The 21,726-nt window shown below is 55.8% G+C and carries 20 protein-coding genes; 13 read left to right on the top strand and 7 right to left on the bottom strand.

All coding sequences use genetic code 11. From position 1 onward, the window contains the following. Window positions 1-29 precede the first annotated feature (29 nt). The 6 genes from BLU70_RS00190 to BLU70_RS00165 all read left to right on the top strand — a co-directional run bounded on the left by BLU70_RS00190 (window position 30) and on the right by BLU70_RS00165 (window position 6,560). Window positions 30-965 carry a cation diffusion facilitator family transporter gene (locus BLU70_RS00190; protein WP_143027446.1) on the top strand — a complete coding sequence of 312 codons (936 nt, stop codon included), beginning with the start codon at window positions 30-32 and terminating at the stop codon, window positions 963-965. Window position 966: 1 nt separating this feature from the next. Continuing rightward, window positions 967-3,021, top strand: a complete 2,055-nt coding sequence (gene recJ, locus BLU70_RS00185; protein ID WP_074691149.1) for a single-stranded-DNA-specific exonuclease RecJ — start codon at window positions 967-969, stop codon at window positions 3,019-3,021. A gap of 10 nt (window positions 3,022-3,031) precedes the next feature. Then, a complete protein-coding gene (locus BLU70_RS00180) occupies window positions 3,032-3,559 on the top strand; it encodes an adenine phosphoribosyltransferase (RefSeq protein WP_006446393.1) in 528 nt (175 codons plus the stop codon). 31 nt (window positions 3,560-3,590) lie between these two features. Further along, window positions 3,591-5,768: a RelA/SpoT family protein gene (locus tag BLU70_RS00175; RefSeq protein ID WP_006446394.1), complete on the top strand. Its 2,178-nt coding sequence runs from the start codon at window positions 3,591-3,593 to the stop codon at window positions 5,766-5,768. A gap of 24 nt (window positions 5,769-5,792) precedes the next feature. After that, on the top strand, window positions 5,793-6,242 hold the full coding sequence (dtd, locus tag BLU70_RS00170; protein ID WP_040289037.1) for a D-aminoacyl-tRNA deacylase: 450 nt from the start codon (window positions 5,793-5,795) through the stop codon (window positions 6,240-6,242). 93 nt (window positions 6,243-6,335) lie between these two features. After that, the gene (locus BLU70_RS00165) at window positions 6,336-6,560 is read left to right on the top strand and encodes a hypothetical protein (RefSeq protein WP_040289038.1); all 225 of its coding nucleotides are present in this window, start codon (window positions 6,336-6,338) and stop codon (window positions 6,558-6,560) included. A gap of 37 nt (window positions 6,561-6,597) precedes the next feature. Here the strand turns inward: BLU70_RS00165 and BLU70_RS00160 are convergent, their stop codons facing one another. From BLU70_RS00160 to BLU70_RS00150, 3 genes are all read right to left on the bottom strand, one after another. Next, window positions 6,598-8,931 (bottom strand): EAL domain-containing protein, encoded by a 2,334-nt coding sequence (locus BLU70_RS00160; RefSeq protein WP_244885060.1) that lies wholly within the window; start codon window positions 8,929-8,931, stop codon window positions 6,598-6,600. 152 nt (window positions 8,932-9,083) lie between these two features. Then, on the bottom strand, window positions 9,084-10,280 hold the full coding sequence (locus tag BLU70_RS00155) for a cation:proton antiporter (RefSeq protein WP_074691147.1): 1,197 nt from the start codon (window positions 10,278-10,280) through the stop codon (window positions 9,084-9,086). 58 nt (window positions 10,281-10,338) lie between these two features. After that, window positions 10,339-11,196 carry a sulfite exporter TauE/SafE family protein gene (locus tag BLU70_RS00150; protein ID WP_006446399.1) on the bottom strand — a complete coding sequence of 286 codons (858 nt, stop codon included), beginning with the start codon at window positions 11,194-11,196 and terminating at the stop codon, window positions 10,339-10,341. 74 nt (window positions 11,197-11,270) lie between these two features. On the opposite strand from BLU70_RS00150, the gene BLU70_RS00145 reads away from it, so the two are divergent. After that, on the top strand, window positions 11,271-12,548 hold the full coding sequence (locus tag BLU70_RS00145) for a WD40/YVTN/BNR-like repeat-containing protein (protein ID WP_244885059.1): 1,278 nt from the start codon (window positions 11,271-11,273) through the stop codon (window positions 12,546-12,548). Window positions 12,549-12,568: 20 nt separating this feature from the next. Here the strand turns inward: BLU70_RS00145 and hemG are convergent, their stop codons facing one another. The 3 genes from hemG to hemE are packed head-to-tail and all read right to left on the bottom strand — an operon-like array spanning window position 12,569 to window position 16,002. Further along, window positions 12,569-13,993: a protoporphyrinogen oxidase gene (hemG, locus tag BLU70_RS00140; protein WP_074691143.1), complete on the bottom strand. Its 1,425-nt coding sequence runs from the start codon at window positions 13,991-13,993 to the stop codon at window positions 12,569-12,571. After that, complete coding sequence (gene hemH / locus BLU70_RS00135) at window positions 13,990-14,928, bottom strand: ferrochelatase (protein WP_074691141.1); 939 nt, start codon at window positions 14,926-14,928, stop codon at window positions 13,990-13,992. Before hemH ends, hemG begins: the two co-directional genes overlap by 4 nt. A 12-nt stretch (window positions 14,929-14,940) precedes the next feature. Continuing rightward, window positions 14,941-16,002, bottom strand: a complete 1,062-nt coding sequence (gene hemE / locus BLU70_RS00130; protein WP_074691139.1) for a uroporphyrinogen decarboxylase — start codon at window positions 16,000-16,002, stop codon at window positions 14,941-14,943. A 163-nt stretch (window positions 16,003-16,165) separates the two neighbouring features. On the opposite strand from hemE, the gene BLU70_RS00125 reads away from it, so the two are divergent. The 6 genes from BLU70_RS00125 to dusB all read left to right on the top strand — a co-directional run bounded on the left by BLU70_RS00125 (window position 16,166) and on the right by dusB (window position 20,384). After that, on the top strand, window positions 16,166-16,645 hold the full coding sequence (locus BLU70_RS00125) for a BrxA/BrxB family bacilliredoxin (protein WP_006446404.1): 480 nt from the start codon (window positions 16,166-16,168) through the stop codon (window positions 16,643-16,645). A 125-nt stretch (window positions 16,646-16,770) separates the two neighbouring features. After that, window positions 16,771-17,451 (top strand): fumarylacetoacetate hydrolase family protein, encoded by a 681-nt coding sequence (locus tag BLU70_RS00120; RefSeq protein ID WP_052012243.1) that lies wholly within the window; start codon window positions 16,771-16,773, stop codon window positions 17,449-17,451. Continuing rightward, window positions 17,448-18,104, top strand: coding sequence for a metal-dependent transcriptional regulator (locus tag BLU70_RS00115; RefSeq protein WP_006446406.1), 657 nt, complete (start codon window positions 17,448-17,450; stop codon window positions 18,102-18,104). Before BLU70_RS00120 ends, BLU70_RS00115 begins: the two co-directional genes overlap by 4 nt. A 69-nt stretch (window positions 18,105-18,173) precedes the next feature. Then, window positions 18,174-19,046: a D-alanyl-D-alanine carboxypeptidase family protein gene (locus BLU70_RS00110; RefSeq protein ID WP_420168212.1), complete on the top strand. Its 873-nt coding sequence runs from the start codon at window positions 18,174-18,176 to the stop codon at window positions 19,044-19,046. Window positions 19,047-19,097: 51 nt separating this feature from the next. Continuing rightward, entirely contained in the window at window positions 19,098-19,328 is a 231-nt protein-coding gene (locus BLU70_RS00105; protein ID WP_040289042.1) for a TM2 domain-containing protein, read from the top strand. A 69-nt stretch (window positions 19,329-19,397) separates the two neighbouring features. Then, window positions 19,398-20,384, top strand: a complete 987-nt coding sequence (gene dusB / locus BLU70_RS00100; RefSeq protein ID WP_006446409.1) for a tRNA dihydrouridine synthase DusB — start codon at window positions 19,398-19,400, stop codon at window positions 20,382-20,384. 53 nt (window positions 20,385-20,437) lie between these two features. Here the strand turns inward: dusB and BLU70_RS00095 are convergent, their stop codons facing one another. After that, entirely contained in the window at window positions 20,438-21,652 is a 1,215-nt protein-coding gene (locus tag BLU70_RS00095; RefSeq protein ID WP_040289043.1) for an MFS transporter, read from the bottom strand. Between the last annotated feature and the right edge of the window lie 74 nt (window positions 21,653-21,726).

Genomic DNA, 21,726 nt, shown 5'->3' with positions numbered 1-21,726 from the left:
GTCACGCGTGGGAAAGGACGAGATCCGCAGTGGATGCAACAACCAGACTTGTGCGTCAAGGAACTCGCATCGCCTATGCCAATGCAGGGTTTAACGTCGCCCTTACGGCTGCGAAGGGACTCGTTGGCGCGATAGCACACAGTGACGCCCTCATCGCTGACGCGGTCCACTCAGCTTCTGATCTCGTCGGCTCCTTGGCCGTCATTATTGGGCTTCGCATCGCCCGCAAACCGCCTGATGAAGACCATCCATACGGCCATGGCAAGGCGGAGTTGATCGCTTCCATCGTCGTAGCCGGTTTGTTGATTGCCGCCGCCATTGATGTAGGCGTGTCGTCGATCTCGTCTTTTATGAAGTCCCCTAAAGCTCCTGAACTGGCGGCAGCCGAAATGGCCTTCGTCGCGATCGTAGTCAAAGAGCTACTTTTTCGATATAACGTCCGGATCGGCCGTCGCTTGCAAAGTAAGAGCCTGATGGCACAGGCATACGACCACCGTTCCGACGTCTATTCGTCGTTGGCGGCGCTCGTCGGCATTGTCCTGGCCATCATCGGTGAGCGGCTGCGTATCCGCTGGCTCATGTACATGGATGCCGCCGCTGGCCTGTTCGTGGCGTGTCTTGTCCTCAAAATGGCCATTCATATTGCGCAAGACTCGCTACAGAGTCTGATGGACAGGGTCGTGCTAGAAGAAGCCGCCTTACATCCGTACCGTGAACAAGTGATGCAGGTACACGGGGTACGGGCCATTGATGAACTGCGCGTGCGCGATCACGGCCAATACGTGATTGTTGATATCGAGATTGCGGTGGATGGGGACATCACTGTGTTCGCAGGCCACGAAATTGCCGCGGAGGTCCGGCGCGTCTTGCGTGAGAAATTCGCTCGTGTGCAAGACGTGTTTGTTCACGTGAACCCATATGAGGCGGGGGACGAGCGAAGAGAAGGGAATAGGGATTGTGAGTAATATGCAACCATTGTGGAGGGCCGCAAGTGTCCCTCCGGAGAATGCCGTCTCACTTGCGGATCGTCTGGGACTGCCGACGCGTGTTGCGCGCTGGCTGTTGGCGCGCAATATCAGCAGCGAAGATGAGGCCCGTCGATTTTTGTTTGCGCGCGAGGCGTGGACAGATCCGTTCGACTTTTTCGATATGCGCTTGGCTGTCGACCGCATCTTGTCAGCGGTGCGCAATCGTGAGCAGATTGTGATTGTTGGTGATTACGATGTGGATGGTGTGACAGCGAGCGCCATTCTGGCGAGTGAACTTGAGGCGCGGGGCGCCAACTGGCACTGCATCATTCCAGAGCGGGTTGCAGACGGTTACGGACTGGCGCCGTCATTAGTCGAGCGTGCACAACAACTTGGAGGCACCCTCATTGTCACGGTGGACAATGGCATTCGGGCACAGGCCGCCCTGGAAGTGGCTGGCGATCTTGGCATCGACGTGATTATTACGGATCACCATGAGCCGGGAGATGAGATTCTCACAGGTGCCTTCGCTGTGGTTCACTATAGCCGTCACGCCGACAAGGAACGGTCCCGCCCACTGTCTGGTGCCGGCGTGGCGTGGAAGCTGACGCAAGCTTTACAAACAGTCGATCCGCGGCGGGCGCAAGGTGCTCCTGCACAGTTTCACGAGGAGTGGTTGATAGGCCTTGCGGCGCTTGGTGCTGTAAGCGACATGATGCCGATGCGTGGCGAGAACCGACGGCTCGTCCGCGAAGGACTTACCGCTCTGCGCAGGTGCCAGCGCCCTGGCTGGTTACTGCTTTGTGAACGGGCCAGGGTCGATGTGAACCAGTTGTCCGTAAGTGACATCTCGTGGCGGATTGGGCCGCGCTTAAACGCGGCCGGAAGAATGGCTCACGCGGGTACGGCATTTTCTTTGCTCATGGCCGAACACCGGGCAGAGGCTCTCGATTTCGCAGACGAGATCGAGAGGTTAAACGTCCAGCGGAGACAGGCGACGGAGCGTGCGACGCAAGAAGCCATCGCCCAGGTCGAATCGATGTATGGATCCAACCCTGACGCTGTCGTGGCGTGTGGCGCGTGGCCATTAGGCGTTGTCGGCATTGTAGCAGCCAAATTGGTGAACCACTTTGGTTGCCCGGCCATCGCGCTGGCCCATATGGAGGACGGCACGTTGCGCGGGTCCGGGCGGGCACCTTCTGGCACCTCGTTGCACTCGGCGGTGGCCCTTTGCGCATCGTATCTCAGCCACTATGGCGGCCACGATGCGGCAATTGGTTGCGGTTTACAAGCGTCGTCCTTGGCCGATTTTCGAACGGCGTTCGCAGCAGCCGTGGCGCGTTTGCGGGAGGCAAATGGTGACACAGTCACATGCTCTTCACAGGAGATGCTCGCAGATGACTATCTGCCACTGTCGGAACATGGGTTGGAGTTGCTTGAGTGGGCACAGCGATTCGCGCCGTTTGGGCCTGAAAACGAACCTTTGCAACTATTTGTTGGGCCAGTGGAAGTACGTCAGGCTACGAAGATAGGAAATGGTTCACATGTGCGCCTTAGGCTTGCAGAAGGCGGCGTCGAACAGGATGCAGTTTGGTTTCAGTTACCGCCGCTTGCAGCTGCCAGGTTGGCGGCAGGCCTGCCAAAGGTTTGTGCGTTTTTGGTCGAGATCGAAGAAAACGTATGGCAAGGCAGGCGCTCTGCGCAGTTGCTCATTCGCCGCGGATGGGTGCTGGATGCGCCGGTTTTGCGATCGCGCTTTGCCACAGTGTACCGCCTCTTGCGCCAAGGTGTCACGCGGGCACAAGCCTTGCTTGAGCATTTGCACAATCGCGGGGAAGACAGTACACCCGAAGAGCTCGCTGCGATTTTGGCGACATTTGTCGAATTGGGATTTGCCGCTGAGCGCGATGGTGCGTATCATGTCATAGAGGGAGAAAAGCGCGATTTACGCGATGCAATGACATACCAGTCGCTCGTGCGCGAGCACTTGTCGCCATTAGATGACAGTGGGTGGACAGGCTCGGGTTTGTACGAGCGACAGCAAAGGGTGTAGAGGAGAGAATGTGTTGACCACTCGATATCGTGATTGGATTCGCGATGTTCCGGACTTTCCTAAGCCGGGCATCTTGTTTCGAGACATTACACCGCTTTTGGGCAATGGTCCCGTCTACCGACAGGCCATTGCCGATCTCGCCGAGCGCGTGCGGGCGTGGGGTGCTGACGTGATCGCAGGACCGGAGGCTCGTGGCTATGTGGTTGGTGCACCGCTAGCAGCGACGCTGGGACTGGGTTTCGTGCCAGTTCGCAAGCCGGGCAAATTGCCGTATACCACAGTATCTGTGACCTATGACTTAGAATATGGTCAGGATAGGCTCGAAATTCATAGTGATGCCATTCAAAAGGGACAACGTGTGGTCGTCGCAGACGATTTGCTCGCGACTGGGGGAACGATGAGCGCGACCATCGAACTGGTGCGCAAGTTGGGGGGAGAAGTTGTCGGCGCGGCTTTTTTCATCGAGTTAAAGGCCTTGGCGGGGCGTTCTCGCTTGGGTGATATTCCGATTCACACGCTGGTTCAATACGAATCGTGAACTGGCATGCTGTCGACGGGAGGTGACTGCCATGACGGAGCAAACGAAGGATCAGTCAATAGATGGCTTATGCGAAAAGTTGGCATCGTACTGCAGCCAGGAAGAACTTGATGAAGTGCGTCAGGCTTACGAGTTTGCGAGCCGTGCGCATGCAGGGCAGGTGCGCATGTCGGGTGAACCCTATATCACGCACCCGTTGGCGGTCGCGTATATTCTTGCAGACCTGCAGCTTGACGCGACCGCCGTCGTCGCGGCTCTTCTGCATGACGTGGTCGAGGATACATCGGTGACGGATTCCAACATCGTGCAGACGTTTGGGGCCGAGGTGGCGTCTCTCGTCGACGGCGTGACAAAGCTGAAGCGGATCCGCTTTGATTCGCGAGAGGAACAACAAGCCGAAAATCTGCGCAAGATGTTTATGGCGATGGCGCGCGACATACGCGTTCTGATCATCAAGTTGGCGGATCGTTTGCATAATATGCGCACGCTGCGCTACCAAACGCCAGCGACACAGATGCGCAAAGCGCGCGAAACACTTGAAATCTTCGCTCCTTTGGCACACCGCCTTGGAATTAACACAATTAAGTGGGAATTGGAAGATATCTCGCTAAGGTATCTCAATCCGCAACAGTACTATCGGATTGTCAATTTGATGGCGCGCAAGCGACAGGAGCGCGAGCAGTTCATCGAAGGTGTGATGGACGTTTTGCGCCAGAAACTTGGCGAGCTCAATCTTAAGGCTGAAGTCAGCGGACGGGCGAAACACATTTACAGTATCTATCGCAAGATGACGACGCAGCATAAGGAGTTTAACGAAATTTACGACCTTTTTGCGATTCGCGTCACAGTCGAAAGCATCAAAGACTGCTATGGGGTGCTCGGTGTCGTGCACACCATGTGGAAGCCTATGCCCGGGCGTTTTAAAGACTACATCGCGATGCCAAAAGCGAACATGTATCAGAGTCTGCATACTACGGTTATCGGGCCTAATGGAGAACCTCTGGAGATTCAGATTCGCACCTGGGAAATGCACCAGACGGCGGAATACGGTATTGCCGCACACTGGGTATATAAGGAGTCCGGATCGCGCAGGGTCGAGGACGACTTTGCGAAGAAGTTGGCCTGGTTTCGCGAGGTACTTGAATGGCAACAGGATTTTCGCGATGCCCAGGAATTCATGGAAACCCTCAAAATCGATTTGTTCTCGGACCAGGTTTTTGTGTTCACACCAAAGGGCGACGTGATAGAACTGCCTGCTGGTTCTGTACCCATCGACTTCGCATACCGCATTCATACGGATATCGGAAACCACTGTATCGGCGCAAAAGTGAACGGCAAGATGGTGCCTCTCGACTACCGCCTGCGCACTGGCGATATTGTCGAGGTCATCACCAGCAAACATTCGTACGGCCCGAGCCGTGACTGGCTGAAAATTGTACAATCATCTCAGTCGAAAAGCAAAATTAGACAGTGGTTTAAACGTGAAAAGCGAGAGGAGAACGTCGCGCGTGGCCGTGAACAAATCGAGCGCGAGATCGTCCGTCAACGCTTGGAGCCCAAGCAGTTGTTGACCTCTGCGGGACTGGCGGAAGCCATGCATAAATTCAGTTTCTCTCGTGAGGAGGATCTCTACGCTGCGGTCGGTTATGGAGGCTTGAGTGCGGCTCAGGTTGTAACGCGGCTCGTGGAAGTATACCGGAGGTCTTTGGAAGAGAAGCCGGTTGATTCGATGTCCATTACCAAGGGACAGGCGAAGCCATCAGATACGGGTGTGCGCGTCAAAGGCGTTGACAACGTGTTAATTCGTTTTGCACGTTGTTGTAATCCTGTACCCGGCGATGACATTGTCGGCTTCATTACGCGGGGGCGCGGTGTTTCGGTGCACCGCGTCGATTGTCCAAATGTTGCTGCACTTTCGGCGGCTGAGACGCGGACCCTGGAGGTCGAGTGGGCGACGAGCAAAGACTGGTCGTACAACGCTGAAATTGAAGTGACTGCGTTGGATAGGCATGGTCTTGTCAATGAGGTACTTAACGCCGTCGCCGAGACGAAAACCGATATTACCGCCGTGAGTGCCCGGGCGGATGCGAAAAAGGTTGCGCACATTCATATGAGTATCCGCATTCGCAATTTGGATCACTTGCGCTCGGTCGTCGAGCGGTTAAAGCGGATCAAAGACATGTATAGTGTGCGACGCATCATTCAGTGAAGAAGTCTGACGAGGAGGCGTACGATGCGTGTAGTCGTGCAGCGAAGTGGTCCTGCCCGAGTTGAGGTTGACGGCGAGATCGTCGGACAAATCGGGAAAGGGCTCGTGCTATTGGTTGGCGTCAGCAGGGATGACACGGAAGCGGATGCCGTGTATTTGGCGGACAAGATTGTTGGGCTGCGCATTTTCCCGGACGCAGAAGGGAAATTGAACCATGATGTGCGCGAGGCTCGGGGCAGCATTCTTTCCATCAGCCAATTTACGCTCTACGGAGATGCGCGCAAAGGTCGGCGACCAAGTTATGCTGATGCAGCACCGCCTGACATGGCAGTGGAGTTATATAACCGGTTGAATACATTGTTGCGCGAGCGCAACGTTCATGTGGAGACAGGGCAGTTTCGGGCCATGATGCAAGTGTATCTCGTGAATGACGGGCCGGTGACCTTGTTGCTCGACAGCAAAAAGACATTTTAAGTGCATCCCAGTCTTTTGTGCAGTTATGTGAGGAAACACTCTCCGCGCATAGGCGCTATGTGTTTGACGGACGCTAGGCGGGGAGGTGCAGTCATGGAAAACGAGATTCACGCCACACACACCTGTTACGCATGTGGCCATATTATGCCGTTTGCAGGCCACGTTTTTGGCGGAATTGTCGTGGCGCATGGAAACGAGGTGGACGCGACCATCTCGGTCACCGGAACGACTGGCAACTATGTCGAGATGGCAATCGAACTCCAGTGCCCGAAATGCAACGCCATTAATCAGTTTAAAGCGCTTCACCCAAAGACGTGAAGTGCTGGTATGTGTCTCGCCGTGGCACCGCGCTTATTTAAGCATTTGTGCGCTGTAGAACCAACGCTTGTTCCCTTGCGTCTACATAAACATCCCAAAACGCACACCAGTCTCCTGACGCCTGGCCGGTATTGACCTCCAGGCGAAGACTGGAATCTCCCAACCGCTCCGCTCGTGCATTTAACAGTTCAATATGTGAACGCAGTTGATGCACAAATTGCGCCACGGACAGACTCGGTTGATCGAACGCGATGAAGAGTACCTCTCCCGCTCCCATACGGATGGCGACCGCATTCGGCACGGCGTGGGTCGACCAACATTGTCCAATGTAGGCGACGGCTTGTTCGCCTTCCACGACGTCCATGCTTTCATGGTTGGCAATCGAGACTACCACAGCCGTTGCTGTCGTCCACTCAGGAAACGGGCGCAAAACGGTTTGCGATAGCCACTCTGCGGGCTGGTCTGCGGCGAGCAGTTCGACGAGAAACTGGCGATGGTAAAGTTTCGTTTTCGCGTCATATAGATGTGCAATTGGTCGCCGTGTATCTTGATACGCGGCATAAACCGCGTCGCTTAGGCGTTGGGCTGTCCGTTGCAGACGGTTGCGATCCGCTTCTGTATACACGCGCTCAAGCGTAGACTGCACATTCATCGTACCAAAGACGTGGTTGCCACGAAGCAAAGGTACCCGAATAATAGATTGGATTCCTTGTGCTGCTAAACTGTAATCATCTTGAAATTCAGGGTTGCGCAAGATGTCCGCGCACATCACGGGTTGTTTCGTGCGCTGTACAAAGGCCACACCACTATTGGTAACAGGTATCAACGTTCCAACGGGTCTAGCCGGCACGTCATCGCGCAAAGACACTTCGTGTACAGCAGAAAACGCGGCGCCTTCTTCGACGAATTCCAGGCTTAGTCGATCTAAGGGCAGTTGCTCGACAATAGCGTCAGCCAAGTACGAGGTCAACTCGTGCAAGCGCGGATGACGTTGCACACCCGTGAGCACTGCATCGAGCCACTCGCGTTCACTCAAGCGCTCCAGGTTATGTGTGTCGTCAGGTACGAGATGCGGCTGGCGCGGCTGCAACGTCGCAATGAACGCAGAGAGTTGAAAGGATGTCGGTGGAACCGGAGCGCCGAATAAATACCCCTGAATCTCGTCACACTTGCTATCGCGCAGAAAGTCAAACTGTTGGACGGTTTCCACGCCTTCCGCCACAACGCTTAAGTTGAGCGATTTTGCAAGTGAAATGATAGCCCCAATAATCGGCGTCTGGTTGACCGCGCTCTGAATGCCCGCGGTAAACGAACGGTCAATTTTGAGCGTATGTACTGGAAACTGCATGAGATAGTTAAGCGACGAGTACCCAACGCCAAAATCGTCGATCGCGATGCGCACACCGATTTGGCGCAACTGGGTCAAGATGTGAACCGCTCGTTCGACGTCGTACATGGCCGTCCGCTCGGTGATTTCAAGCTCCAGCAATGATGGATCTAGGCCTGATTCAGCCAGCGCCTGCTGAACCAGTTGGGGAAATGACGGTTGTAAGAACTGGCGGCTTGAAATATTGACACTCGTGCGCACGCGATAACCTTGTCTGAGCCAGGAACTTCCTTGCTCACAGACGGCGCGCAGGACGTACTCGTCGATTGGCAGAATGAGATCGCTAGATTCGGCGATAGGGATGAATGCGTGTGGTGGAATGTCACCAAGCTCCGGATGCCGCCAGCGGCACAGAGCTTCGGCTCCGACGACTTGCATCGATTTAGCATGAACTTTGGGTTGATAATAAATTTGTAAATCGCGATTGCGCAGAGCGTGGCGGAGCATGGTTTCGACCATCAGCGGTGGCAATTCACGAGGAGGCCTCGCGCAGTCGGTGCGCACCTGGTTACTCCCCAATTGCTTTGCACAGCGGACTGCTGCATCGGCTTGGCGCAGCAGTTGTTCAGCCGTCATTTGTGGATGTGATCCCCTTGCGATGCCGACGCTGGCGGTGACAATGACTTCGGTGCCGGCAATGTGATGGGGTTCGGCGATGGCGAGTCGAATCCGTTCGGCCATCGCTTGTGCACCGTCCTGGTCAACGTCGATCAAGGCGACGGCAAACTCGTCAGCACAGAGTCTGCTTGCTGTAGCTGAACTCGATATGACCGCGACTATACGCTTTGCGGTTTCGCGCAGAACAATGTCTCCATCTGCGTAGCTGAAGTGTTCGTTGACCATGCGAAACCGATCCAAGTTGACAAGGAGTATTGAAACCGTTGGCGCGTTGGGCATTGCTTGTGCCACGGCATATAGAAAATGGCTACGGGAAAACAAATTGGTCAAGCCGTCCCGCTGCATTGTTAGAAAGTCACTGCCCACAAAGCCACCGCCTCGTAAAATGCCGCACTACAGAAGCATCTTAAGAAAAATCTTATTTCTATAGCGCATGACAAAAGTTCAGTTCCCTACTTGATGTCGCACTTTCACTCTTTCGACATTCGTAGAGGAAAGTCCTCTTGTCTCGGCACATCTCAGCGGCTATCGACAGGGGGCAGTTGCGGCGCGAGAATCGCCCAGGCCAGAGGGCCTATAAGGCTCGATATGATAGATACCAGGATGGTGCTGGCGGCCCAGATTTCTGGTAGCAAGTGGGCATTGACGGCAAGCTGCGCGGCTGCTGCCACCAAACTTAGCCGGCTCGAGAGGAGGAAGCCTGCCGCCCATGCCTGGCGCTTGCCGTGGAAGCGCAGGAGGGTGAGTGCAGGTAGGAGTTTCACAGTAAAAGCCAGCACTGCGAAGACAGGCAGCCAGTATAATGCCCTTACCGCGTGCAGTTGCGCGATTGGCATCGCATACCCAGTTGCCACAAAGAACATGGGCACAAATACGGCATAACCGACGCCATAGCTGTAGGTGGCGACGAGCGGCTTGTGCGCAAATTTGAGCCCACGGACGATCACACCGGCCAAAAAAGCGCCCAAAATCGGTTCGCTGCCTGTCGCCTCGGCCAGTATGGCAAAGATGGCGACAAGCGCGATCGTCGCGCGCGTTCGCTCCATGGCTTGCCCCAACAAGCGGCCTGCGGCAGGCACTTGCCGCAATTTCTCGAGGCTCAGGCCCACACCAAGCGCGATCGGCACGATGGCGAGTGTCAGCCAGACTTGCCAGGGATCCTCTGACTTGTGGGCGCCAAGGAGCAGCGAGACCAACAGCATGGTCATGAAGTCTGCGATCACGGCGCTGTATAAGATGGCTTGGCCCAAAGGCCGATGAAGGTACCCTGTTTCTTCAAGCACGGGCAGGACGACGCCAAGCGACGTTGTGGCGAACAAAAGCGACAGCATATAGGGATTCGCACCGTCGGGGGCAAAATGTGCCAGACTTGCGCAACACACAAAGCTGAAGAGCAGGGTGGCGCAAAACATCATGGTTCCGATGACGGCCGGGGATGTACCCTCTCTGTGATCATCGCGCTTCCTAAACAGCAAGTGAACATCGATTTCCATGCCAGACAGGAACATAAGAAACAAAAGTCCCAAATCGCCGAGTCGGCGCAACCACCAAGCGTCCATGGGGGTTAGGTGCAGTGCGGGAAGTTTGAGAAGTAAGCCAAAGATCAAATACGATATGGCGCTCGGCACTTTGAACAGCGGTGTGCGTCCAAGCAATGCGGCAACCGCAAATGCGGCAACAAACAATGTGAGAAATCGAAACATGGTAGGATCCATTCGCTCACCCCGCAAACGGTATACGATATGCGTTGCGGGACAAGCGAATGACACCACCTCAGTGAATCAAAGTATAGATCTGTTGCGCAATCACGATGCAAGTGACGCCGATAAACAATGGGCGCACGTATCGTGAACCCTTGCGAATGGCAAATCGCGATCCGGTAAACGCGCCAAGCATCATACATACGCCAAGGATGAGGCCATCTTCATAGCGGATGGAGCCGACACTGGCAAATGCGATCAAGGCGCCTACATTGCTCGCGAAGTTCAGCGTGCGGGCGTTGCCACTCGCCGCTAAAAAATCAAAGCCAAGCAGGACAAAGCCCATCATCAGGAACGAACCTGTACCTGGGCCAAAAAAGCCGTCGTAAAAGCCGAGCACGATGGCGAGTAATGCTGTCCAAAAGTAGGTTCGAGCCTTCGTCGTACGCATCGCTTCGACCAGACCCAAGTTCTTCTTAAAGATTGTATAAGAGGCGACGAAGACGAGCATGACAAGGACGAATGGGCGGAGGAAGGAAGACGGAAGGTGATGGACAACGATGGCGCCGGCCGCCGCCGCGAACACGCCGAGCGGAAAGAGGGGGCCAACCAGGCGAATACTCACCTTCCCGGACGTCAAGTACGACGTAAAGCTCGTGACGGCGGACATGGTTCCTGCCAACTTGTTTGTGCCCAAGGCCAATGATGGGGGCAGTCCGACGAACAAAAGAGCAGGTAGCGAAATCAGGCCGCCGCCGCCGACCGTCGCATCGATGAATGCAGCAACGAAGCCGGAAACGGCCAGGGTGATGACGGTTATGAGTGACAGGTGCACGGTGTAACGCGTCCTTTCTGTGCGCACGATGCTCGTTCCAAAATCCTGAATATTGTACTGCCGACCGCCTTGTCTGACAACCTTCGTTTGTTTCATAACCCTTTGCGTGCATGGTTTTTCAGCGGCCAGCCAAGCTAACGCTAGATGAACTGGAGACGAGGGGGATGCGCATGTATCGATCGCGCTTGTTGTCGGTTGCTGCCGCTGGCGCCGTCGCGCTTATGGTCGCCGGATGCGGTGCAAACACGGGTGCCATGATATCGAAGTCACAAACGTCGTTGCGGCCGTCTCACGACGTTGCTGCCGTGTTACAAAAGCCAGATCCGGCAGGTATTCCAGCCGCTGTCTCATTGACAGCCTTGCAGCGGAACAACGTATGGTACAACATCGACCTGCCGGACGGCGATACAGGCTATCGCTGGGGATATATGCACGGGGTGTTCCAAATTCAGCGCACGGACGATCGCGGCGCCACTTGGCGCGGCGTGAACGTTCCCGTCCGTTTTGACGTAGGCACAGAATCTGTCTACCACGGAGTAGAAAACCCACAGCTAGCCGTGGTCAACCTGGACACGCTTTATTTGTATGGCGTCTCTGGGCATTCCTTCGTGCGGGCGGGAACAAGTGATGGGGGTGCGCACTGGAGTGTTTATCGCACGGATTTAGGTGCGGATGGATTCCGGGTGACAAGCGTAAGCCAGCCAGCAAAGTCACAAGGATGGGTTTTACTCGCTGGAACGAGTGCCGCGAATCGCGGAGTGACCCTCTTGTATCATGTGACGAACGGAGGCGCTACGGTCGAACAAGTCAAGGTCGGACACTTGCCTTCGGCCTCCGGTCTGCCCATGAACGCGCAGGCTGTCGTCGCGTTCACCAACCTGCGCAGTGGGTGGTTGCTTACGACCACGTTGTCTGGAGAACTGTCGCTTTATAGGACAGACGATGGCGGTCGTCATTGGTCCATGCGCACCCTGAATCCTCCAAAGCAAATCCTTGGCGCGAAGGCCGTTAAGGTTTATCAGCCGCAACTACTCGAAAACGAAGGGACGTTTGCCGCCGTTTTCACTACTGGAACAGGCAAATCCAGCAAGCAACACGTGGTCATCTTCCGATCGCGCGACGGTGGTAAGACGTTTGCCGGCGAGTTGACGGATCAACTGGATGGAGCCAAGGCGAACTATGAAGGACAACCAGCCGTGTTCGCGACGCCGGACTATGGCTATGCCGTCAACGATGGCCGTTTGCTACGCAGCACAGACTCCGGCGACAGTTGGCTGACGGTTCACTCGCCGTCCTTGGAACTGTGGTTACAACGTTATCCGTGCGTCTTAGCGATGAACTTTGTATCCTATACGCAGGGTTACATGTTGTTGGCCGACGCCGCCCAAAAGCATACGGTGTTGTTGCAAACTGCAGGCCTGCGCGACCGTTGGCAGCCGGTCCCCTAACCGGCTGCAACAGTGGCACTTCAACGCCGGAACAAAGCGGTAAAGACTTCATCGGCTGCCCGCTGACCCTGCACAATGCAGTCGGGCAAGCCCAGACCTTCGTATCCGGCGCCCGCCACAGCAAGGGCGGGCGCTTGGCTTTGAATCGCAGCGTGGAGCCTTTGCAGGTGGTCGCCGTGGCCAACGAGATAATTGGGCATCGCGTGCGACCAGCGTGTGACCTTGTGCCAGACTGGTTCGGCCTGAATGCCCACTATACTCTCCACTTCGCGACTGACCTGTTTGACCATCGCCTCGTCGTCCAGCTGAAGATACTCTTCTTGTCCCGCGCGCCCGACGTAACAGCGCAGTACAACCATATTGCTGGGGGTCGTGTGTGGCCATTTGCTTGACATCCACGTGCTCGCTGTCATGGCCATACCTTCCGAGCGAGGAACCAAAAAACCTGAAGCATGTGACAAATCGACGGCGACATCTTGCTTTCGGTACGCGAGGATGATGGTTGCCGTCGATGCATACGGCACGTCAAACTCGTCGCTGACAATGTCTAGCTGACGGAGCAACGGCTTGGCAGCCGCGACAGGCGTCGTGAGAACAACACCATCAAACGTTTCGCTAGCACTGCTGCCATTGTCGCCCGTGGATCGCACTTCATAGCCATTCTCCGTCCGGCGCATGGCCACAACTTGCGTTCCGAGACGAATCGAGACCGCTTGAGCGATGTCGTCGCGCAAACGCTCGATCACGCTTTCGAGCCCCGTGCGCACTGTCACGAAGGCGCTGCGTCCAGACAGTCCGCTGCGATTGGTTTGTTGTCGCTTGCGGCTGGCCATCGCCCCAATGATTAAACTGCGCGATTGCACGGCGAGATCGTACAATTGACGCCAGGTGGCAAACAGGCTTAGTTGATCGATGCGCCCTGCATAGATGCCCGCGAGCAAAGGTTCACCTAGATAATCCACCCATTCATCCCCCAGGCGAGATCGCAAAAACGCTCCAAGCGACACATCCTGTTGAATCGGACTGGCTGGCAGCCAGACGTCCGCCAGCGCCCGCAATTTCCCAGTCCCCGACAGTAAAGACGAGGTGAGGAACTTTTCCACTTCGGCAGGAATCCCGACGAATGTACCTTGTGGCATAGGGTGCAGTTTGCCGTTGCGGACGATGAATGTCTGTGAGGCTTCCGGATTCATGTATACGATGTCGGTTTCCATACCGAGATCGCGCAAAAGTTGTACCCCGGCCGGTTTGCGTGCAAGCATAGAGTCAGGACCGCCTTCAACAACCAGCCCTTGTTCTCTGTACGTGCGAATCTTTCCACCAAGACGCGAGTCCTTTTCGTAGAGCACAATATCGCAGGGCACGTCTTCGCTACGGCTCTTTTCAATGAGGTGCCGGGCCGCCGTCAAGCCTGTGATCCCACCGCCGATCACGGCCACTTTCATGGCGCTATCAGCTCCGTTTCTCGTTCAGCTCGGCGCACAGCGTCGCGCAGGCCGGCCAGAAATGCTGGATCGTCGTTCATTTGGCGGGTGCGCACGAGATGTAGGCCCAAGTCGCGGGCCCGAGCCTGCGCCTCGATGTCAATATCGTAAAGTACTTCCAGATGATCCGCGACAAAACCTTGCGAGCACGATACGACTTCGCGGTAACCCTGCTCCCGCAATTCGCTTAAAACATCGAGAATGTCCGGGCCAAGCCACGGCTCATGGGTGCGACCCGCACTTTGCCAAGCATACATGTAATGCGGCAAGTTCAGGCGTTTGGCAATCTCGTCGCCCGATTCGCGCAGTTGATCGACATAGGGGTCGTTCATTTCGAGAATGCGCGCAGGCAACGAGTGTGCCGAGAAGACGACCATCGCGTTTTGCGGGTCGCTGCAGCGAGCCAAGGCCTCTTGGACGCGACTGGTCAGAACGTCGAGAAAGCGCGGTTCCATATGCCAATCGCGAATGTAGCGAAAGGCCGGCCCCCCTAAGCGTGCCGCCGTCTCTCGCACCTGTTTATGGTAAGTTTCAATACTCATGGTCGAATAGTGTGGTGCTAGAACGATGGCTATGGCCTCGGTGATGCCGTCTTCTTGCATTTTCTCCACAGCGTCCGAGATGAATGGCGTCGTGTGTTTCATGCCTTGATATAGGCGGACGGGTCTACCTCCGTCTGCATTGAGCAGCTCAGCAAGTCCTTCCGCCTGCCGACGCGTGATCTCGGCAAGCGGGGAAACGCCGCCAATCGCTTCGTAGCGGCGGATGAGATCAGCCAGCTGTTCGTCTGAAGGTGGCCGACCGTGGCGAATATCGGTGTAATACGGTAGTACTTCGTCAAGGCTGTGCGGCGTGCCATAGGCCATTACCAGCAAGCCGAGCGGTTGTGTATTCAACGCGTTTCCTCCCTAGCGGGCGCCTTGCCCAGTTTGCCTTGGTGTGTACGCGTGTACCGTTTCTACCAAGTGACGCAGCACACCGAGGTCTGTGGATGGTTTGACGCCATGCCCCAGATTAAATACATAGCCTGGTGTCGCCGTGCCTTCATCTAAGATGTCTTGCGCAAGTTTGTCGATCACGTCGATGGGCGCGAATAACATTGCCGGATCGAAATTGCCTTGCAGCGCAACTTGGTTGCCGACTCGAGCGCGTGCACGAGAGAGTGGCACGCGCCAATCGACGCCAATGACGTTCGCTCCGGTCTCGGCAAAGTCCCCCAGGAGTTCACCCGTATTGACGCCGAAGTAGATCAGAGGCACGTCAAGTTTTCGCAGTTCATGGAAGATGCGAGTCATAAACGGCTTGACACTCTTACGAAAGGCGTCGACGGAAAGGCTACCGACCCAGGAATCGAATACCTGCAAGGCCGACGCTCCCGCTTCAACCTGCGCTCGCCCATAGTGGATCACCATATCTGCAAGCTTGTCCATTAACGTCTGCCAAAGGTCTGGACGGGACACCATCATCGTTTTGGTTTGCAAATAGTCGCGCGACGGCCCACCTTCGATCATGTAACTCGCGAGTGTAAACGGCCCGCCTGTGAAGCCGATGAGCGGGATGTCCAACTCCGCGCGCAACACGCGAATGCTCGTGAGGACGTGTGGCAGCGCCTCACTTGGCGTAAACGGTCGCAGGTTCTCGATATCTTCTTTTGTGCGGATGGGCTGTGCGATGACTGGACCGACATTTTCGCGAATGGAAAATTCGAGCCCCATTGCCCCGACCGGAACCATGATGTCCGAGAATAAAATGGCCGCGTCGACACCCAGTTTGCGAACTGGCATCATCGTGACTTCCGCACAGAGTTCTGGTTCAGCGCAGATATCCAACAGCGAATGACGCTCGCGGATCTTACGGTAGTCGGGATCATAACGGCCGGCTTGGCGCATGAACCAAACAGGCGTCACGTCCGTTCGTTGGCGCCGGCAAGCCTGTAGAAAGCGTTCGTTGACCAATGTGTGAATCTCCATTCGACGTCCACCCACCTTATCTCAGTAGGATGGCCGATAGTTGGTGGCTTTCATCCACTGTTATACCGAAGCTAGAAATGGACTTGCAAACGGGTGGCAGGTGCGGTGTGCTGCAAATCCGGTGAATTCGTAAAACTGTCATTTGCCTTGCGCGAGGAGTATAATGATGGTGCAAGATAAAGTGCGAGGAGGCGTGCTCGTGAGTTTGGAATTGGATTTCTACCAGATGATGATTCAACCGATGCGCGACGAGCTGACCAATATTGGATTTCGTGAACTTCGTACGGCCGAAGAGGTCGATGAAGTGATGGCAGATAAGACAGGGACGACCTTTTTTGTGGTGAATTCGGTATGTGGGTGTGCAGGCGGGATTGCGCGGCCGGCCGTGGCGATGGCTTTAGAGAACGACCGTCGTCCGGATCGGCTGGTGACCGTATTTGCGGGACAAGACAAGGAAGCTACCGCGCGCGCACGCGAATTTTTCACAGACATGCCGCCGTCGTCGCCTTCCTTTTTCCTCTTTAAAGACGGCGAATTGGTTGGTGTGTTGCATCGTAGTGATATCGAAGGATCGCGGGCGGACATTGTCGCAGGCAAGTTGATGGCCTTGTTCGACAAGTACTGCGAGGCAAAGACCAACTGATAGCGTAGCGCAAGCCGCTCCGAAGCTGGGGCGGCTTTTTTTGACCATTCTGTTCGTCCCTACCCAGGCACCGTCTGCCTGATGTGGTATGATGAAGGCATCATGCTAAAGGGGAGCGGCTGTTGATGAGCGGCTTTACATACTGGCAAGGCGCCGAAGATGTGTTTCCAAACGTCCGCAATATTTTTTGCGTCGGTCGCAATTACCGCGATCACGCTGCTGAACTGGGCAACAAGGTTCCCACGTCGCCGATGATTTTTGGCAAGTTCACACACGCCCTGGTGGCCGCTCGCGGCCAGGTGCCGTTTCCTGCGGGACGCCCGGAAATTCATCATGAGCTGGAAATCGTACTTTGGATTGATCGCACCCTCGCAGACGGAGACAAGCCGGAACAGGCTGTTGGGGCCATTGCGTTGGGGCTGGATTTGACGGATCGCGCATTACAAAGTCAACTCAAGGCACAGGGTCATCCGTGGGAAGCGGCCAAAAGCTTTCGGCATTCGGCGATTGTCTCCGACTTTTATACCGTCTCATCGTTTACTGACGTGATCGATTCGACGTTTGCCATGACCGTCAATGGCCGAAAGGTGCAGGTCGGACAGCCGCACGACATGGTATTTTCGTTTGCCGATCTGATTCGCCACTGCGCCCAGACGTATGGACTCGGGCACGGGGACTTGCTGTTTACGGGTACGCCTGCTGGAGTTGGTCCGTTGCAGCCGGGCGACGAGGTAGTGTTGACCATGAATGGACAGACGTGGGCATCGTTTTCGCTGGCGAAACCGGACGAGGGGGGAATCGTTTGAGTTCGAGTGCACTCGATTCGTATTTAGAGGCGATTTACGTGTTGCACGCCGAAGGGGAGCAGGTTTTGGCGTCGCGCGTAGCTGATTATCTGGGCGTGTCGCGCCCAACCGTCTCGCAGACGCTTCAACGTTTGCAGGGGCAAGGATACGTCGAAATTGGCGAGGCTCGTGAGTTGCTGTTGACTGACGAAGGCAGGGCGCGGGCCGAGGCTATTGTTCGCAAACACCGCTTGTTGGAGCGCTGGTTGACCGATGTTTTGGGACTCGACTGGGCGGATGCGCACGTCGAGGCGGCACGTCTGGAAGGCAGTGTGTCGCCGTTGGTGGAGGATCGGTTGAACGAACTGCTCAACCACCCGGCCACCTGCCCGCATGGCAACGTGATTCCAGGCAACGGTTTTGTGCAGCCCAAAGGGATTTCGCTTTCGGAAGCGCCGACAGGCGTACCACTCGAAGTGATACGCATCGTCGAAGTTGCCGAGGAAGACCTGGATTTGTTGCGATTTTTTCACCGGACAGGCCTTGTCCCCGGCGAAGTGGTCGAAGCTGGACAGCATCAGCCATACGAAGCTGGGATTCCAGTGAAGGTGCGTGGACAAAGCCTTTCGCTCGATCCGGCCATCGCGGCGCGCGTTCAGGTGCGCCCGCGCTAATCACCGCAAAGGCATAGATCTGGCCCGTTTCGTCCACCTTAAGCGCGACGAGAAGCGAGTGAGGTGGGCGTGTTGTTTCGCAAGTCAACGGTTTCGAGAACATGGCTTCGCCTGGCTAAAGGGTTGCTTGCCCTATGCGGCGCACTTGTATGCCTGTTGCTACCTGTTTCGTCCACGCAGGCTGCCGGTAAAGCTCCGTATGTCAATGCGAAGGCCGCAATTGTCTACGATGCAACCGCGAAAAAGGTTTTGTATGACAAGTTGGCCGATGCGCCCATGTATCCTGCCAGCACCACGAAGTTGATGACAGCCATTTTGCTTGTTCAGCACCTCGAACCTGATAGTCCCGTGTACATCGGCACAAAAGCGGCTCATCAACCACGCGTTCGCCTTGGCGTCAGTCCGGGGACGACCATTAGAGCGGACGATGCGTTGCGCGCACTGCTTATGAAAAGCGCCAATGATGTGGCGTACGGCATTGCCGAGACGGTGGGCGGATCGCAGGAAGGGTTTGCCCGCATGATGAACGTGCAAGCCAGGCTTCTTGGCTGTACACACACGCGATTTGTGACACCTAACGGTTTGCATGCGGATGCACACACGACATCGGCCAAAGACATCGCATTCATCCTGGCTGAGGCCATCCGTTATCCACGCATCGTTAAGGCCATGCAGACGCCGTCGGCAATCGTTGCCGGTAAGTCCATTCGCAATGGTAACAGGCTACTCTATAGCCCGCCCAGTGCCATCGGCACGTTCATCGGTGGGAAAACAGGATTTACCTCCAAGGCGATGTATTGTCTCGCTACAGCTGTGCGCCGAGCCGACGGACACGTCATGATCAGCGTCGTTTTTGGCGCGCCTCGTAAAAGCCTCATGTATCGTGAAACCATTCGTTTGCTGACGTGGGCCAACCGAATGTCGAATCATAGCGCAAGTTGACAAGCAGGTCCCTCATAACCTGTATTACGACGGGTGATGGGGGGCCTTCGCATGGGCAAAAGCGTCGCGTTGGCATATGTGCTTTGGTTTTTTCTCGGTTACCTAGGCATTCACCGGCTCTATTGTGGGCGCATTGGCAGCGGTATCGTCATGGCAGCCTGTACAGTGGTGGGCGGGCTGACGGCACCACTCTTCATCGGCCACGTGTTGCTGTTTATTGTCGGCGTCTGGTGGTTGTTCGATCTCGTCTTAACCGCGCGCATGGCAGGATACCGCGGTTGATGTTCAACCGCGGCGACCGTATAATGGTGCCGTTATGCCATGCGCTCATTGTGGAAAGGAAGTCGAGGCATGAAACTGCAAATCGCCGGCGTGACGTTGGACAACCCTGTCATTCTCGCGCCGATGGCTGGCGTTTGCAATCCACCTTTTCGCATTCTTGCCAAGGAATTAGGCGCAGGTATGGTGTGCGCCGAAATGGTCAGCGACAAGGCCTTAGTTCATGGCAATGCAAAGTCGAAACGGATGCTCACCATTCTGCCGGACGAACATCCGGTCAGTCTGCAATTGATGGGCTATGATAAAGCCTCAATGGAACAGGCCGCAGAAATGGTCGGGGAGACAAACGCCGATTTGATCGATATCAATATGGGCTGCCCAGTCCTGAAAATCTATAAGAATGGCAGCGGTGCGGCGCTCGCGCGCGATCCCAACTACGCTGCCGAGATTGTCCGCGCGGTCGTCAGCCACGTCGATAAACCGGTGACTGTCAAGTTCCGCAAAGGATGGGATGACGATCACGTCAATGCCGTGGAAGTGGCTCTTGCCGTGCAAGAAGCTGGGGCACAAGCAGTCGCGGTCCATGGGCGCACGGCAAAGCAGATGTATGCAGGAAAGGCGGATTGGGACATTATCCGTCGCGTCAAGGAAGCTGTGAAGATTCCCGTCATTGGCAACGGTGATGTGACGGATCCCCTGGCGGCCAAACGATTGCTGGATGAAACAGGATGCGATGCGGTGATGGTGGGGCGCGCGGCCTTGGGGAATCCTTGGATTTTCCGCGAGATCGCGCATTATCTTGAGACTGGCGAGTTTTTGCCTGCCCCGTCGGTGGATGAGAGAATCGCCGTCACGCTGCGCCATATGCGCCTGCTTGTCGAACACAAAGGCGAGGACATCGGCGTGCGCGAGATGCGCAAACATGCAGCTTGGTATATTAAGGGTTTGCCAGGTTCCGCGGAGATGCGGACGCTCATCAATCAGCAGACGACCATGGTTGGCATGGAACAGGTCTTGCGCGGTTATGTCGAGGAATTATTGAGCCAGAAGTCGGCCTAACGATAGTCGTTGCGGCGGGTAAGAAGCCATTGGGCTTCGGCCCGCCGCCTTTGTCATTCAAGTGCTTGACCTTTGGTTTCGCGCCCTAGCAGGCTGACGAACAAAAAGCCGACGATAATGACGGCAAAGAAAATGCCGAAGACCCAGCCGTAACCCAGTTGAGATCCGAGTAACCAGCCCGTTATGAACGGAGCGAGGGCGCTGCCGATGCGGCCAAAGCCCGCGGCCCAGCCCATACCCGTCGCGCGGAAGGCGGTTGGAAACTGTTCGACTGTAAACGCATAGGTGCCCGCAAATGCAGCCAGCATGAAGTAGGACAAGAGCAGTCCGAAGATGATAAGGCTTGCTGTGTTCCAGGCAAAGCCGAAAGCGAGCGCTGCCAAGGCGGCAAGAATCATCGAAGTGGCGAGCGTCTTTTTACGCCCCCACTTTTCCACCAACCAGGCGGCCGTCAGGTATCCAGGGATTTGCGCAAGCGTCATGACAAGCGAATACCCCAAGCTGTGCACAAGAGAGTAGCCTTTGTCGGACAACACCGACGGCAGCCACAAAAACATTCCATAATAGGAGTAATTCATGACAAGCCAGAGTATCCACGTCACCAACGACCGGCGGGCAATGCCGGGCGACCAAATCTGGCGCACAGCCTGACTCATCGAGGTGCGCTGAGATAAATGCTGGTATTTCGGGGTTTCTGGCAACGCAAATCGCAAAACGATCGTGTACAGGGCCGGGATCGCACCGATTAAAAAGACGATCCGCCAGCCGTGCGCGGGAATGACGAAAAACGAGACGAGCGCGGCGACGAGCGAACCAATCGCCCAAAACGACTCCAACAGGACGACGCGGCGTGCGCGAACGGACTCCGGTGAACTCTCTAACACGTAGGTGGTTGCGACAGGCAGTTCGCCTCCAAGTCCTAAACCGACAAAGAAGCGAAGAACGAAGAAAATTCCAATTCCTGCAGCAAATGCGGACAGGCCTGTCGCCAAGCTGTAGATAAGCAGCGTGACGAGGAATAAGGACCTTCGACCAAATCGATCTGCGAACAGGCCGGCGAGTCCTGAACCAATGGCCATGCCTATGGAACTGACACTGCCGACCAGACCAGTCACCGTGTGTGTGAGGTGCCATTCCTTGGACAGCGAGACCAACACATACGACAAGATGCCGACGTCGAATGCGTCAAACAACAGTCCTAATCCAGAAGCTGTAAGAATTCTGGTTGCGGAGACGCGTTTGCCGCGGACGGTAATTGGATCCACCATGCCAGTCACCTTCCTTCTCAATCAAGTTATCCACGGTATATGAAACGGGCCGGCAGGTGGTGACAAACGCCGTG

Origin of the sequence: Alicyclobacillus hesperidum (genome assembly GCF_900107035.1) — a bacterium.
GTDB lineage: Bacteria > Bacillota > Bacilli > Alicyclobacillales > Alicyclobacillaceae > Alicyclobacillus > Alicyclobacillus hesperidum.
The sequence above is the reverse complement of the archived record's forward strand: the minus strand, read 5'-3'. Positions and strand labels throughout refer to the sequence as shown.